Origin of the sequence: Williamsia serinedens (assembly GCF_024171725.1) — a bacterium.
Taxonomy (GTDB): domain Bacteria; phylum Actinomycetota; class Actinomycetes; order Mycobacteriales; family Mycobacteriaceae; genus Williamsia_A; species Williamsia_A serinedens.
The window spans coordinates 1-2,056 of sequence record NZ_JAMTCG010000017.1 but is presented as its reverse complement, the minus strand read 5'-3'; the positions used below and the strand labels follow the sequence as shown (position 1 = coordinate 2,056).

The following is a 2,056-nucleotide window of genomic DNA, read 5'->3' as shown; positions in this document are numbered from 1 at the left end:
CCAAGGCATCCACCGAACGCCCTTACACACTTACAAACAACAAAATCAAATAAAGATGCTCGCATCCACTGTGCAATTCTCAAACAACACACACCCATCACCCACACACCCCAACCACGACAGGCACACCCACCCCCGAGGGGCCGGCACACCACGGCTGTTACCGGGCAGCGCGATAGTGGACTACCGAGAAAACGTGTGTTCTCTCAGGACCCGATAGTGCATCGACCCACCCCACCTCACGGTGGAACGAAACCCCACCACCCCCGGACGAATACCGGGGCCGGCACATGGGCTTGCTGGCGCTCACAGATGAACACACCCACCCCACACACGAACGGTGCAGGCACGGGCTGTTGTGTTCTCCTTAGAAAGGAGGTGATCCAGCCGCACCTTCCGGTACGGCTACCTTGTTACGACTTCGTCCCAATCGCCGATCCCACCTTCGACGGCTCCCTCCACAAGGGTTAGGCCACCGGCTTCGGGTGTTACCGACTTTCATGACGTGACGGGCGGTGTGTACAAGGCCCGGGAACGTATTCACCGCAGCGTTGCTGATCTGCGATTACTAGCGACTCCGACTTCACGGGGTCGAGTTGCAGACCCCGATCCGAACTGAGACCGGCTTTAAGGGATTCGCTCCACCTCACGGTATCGCAGCCCTCTGTACCGGCCATTGTAGCATGTGTGAAGCCCTGGACATAAGGGGCATGATGACTTGACGTCATCCCCACCTTCCTCCGAGTTGACCCCGGCAGTCTCCTGCAAGTCCCCGGCATAACCCGCTGGCAATACAGGACAAGGGTTGCGCTCGTTGCGGGACTTAACCCAACATCTCACGACACGAGCTGACGACAGCCATGCACCACCTGTACACCAACCACAAGGGAACTGATATCTCTACCAGCGTCTGGTGTATGTCAAACCCAGGTAAGGTTCTTCGCGTTGCATCGAATTAATCCACATGCTCCGCCGCTTGTGCGGGCCCCCGTCAATTCCTTTGAGTTTTAGCCTTGCGGCCGTACTCCCCAGGCGGGGTACTTAATGCGTTAGCTACGGCACGGATCCCGTGAAAGGAACCCACACCTAGTACCCACCGTTTACGGCGTGGACTACCAGGGTATCTAATCCTGTTCGCTACCCACGCTTTCGCTCCTCAGCGTCAGTTACTACCCAGAGACCCGCCTTCGCCACCGGTGTTCCTCCTGATATCTGCGCATTTCACCGCTACACCAGGAATTCCAGTCTCCCCTGTAGTACTCAAGTCTGCCCGTATCGCCCGCACGCCCGATGTTAAGCATCGGGTTTTCACGAACGACGCGACAAACCGCCTACGAGCTCTTTACGCCCAGTAATTCCGGACAACGCTCGCACCCTACGTATTACCGCGGCTGCTGGCACGTAGTTGGCCGGTGCTTCTTCTCCAGGTACCGTCACATTCGCCCCTGGTGAAAGAGGTTTACAACCCGAAGGCCGTCATCCCTCACGCGGCGTCGCTGCATCAGGCTTGCGCCCATTGTGCAATATTCCCCACTGCTGCCTCCCGTAGGAGTCTGGGCCGTGTCTCAGTCCCAGTGTGGCCGGTCGCCCTCTCAGGCCGGCTACCCGTCGTCGCCTTGGTAGGCCATTACCCCACCAACAAGCTGATAGGCCGCGGGCCCATCTCGTACCGAAAAACTTTCCACCACCAGCCATGCGACCAGAGGTCCTATCCGGTATTAGACCCAGTTTCCCAGGCTTATCCCAGAGTACGAGGCAGATCACCCACGTGTTACTCACCCGTTCGCCACTCGAGTACCCCGAAGGGCCTTTCCGTTCGACTTGCATGTGTTAAGCACGCCGCCAGCGTTCGTCCTGAGCCAGGATCAAACTCTCCATGAAAAAACCGTGAAACAAAACCAACCCAAAAAGGTCGGCGTCTCAACACAATCAGGAAAGCAAAACCTGACCAAACAATCCAAAAAACCCACGGCATCCACTGACAAACACCGCAGGCAAACAAAAACTTCACCAACAATTGTCGACACACTATCGAGTTCTCAAAGAACACACACCC

1 rRNA gene is annotated in these 2,056 nt (G+C 57.0%); it reads right to left on the bottom strand.

The annotated features are described in order from the left end of the window. Window positions 1–371: 371 nt before the first annotated feature. Window positions 372–1,881, bottom strand: a 16S ribosomal RNA gene (locus LX12_RS21620). Window positions 1,882–2,056: the final 175 nt, after the last annotated feature.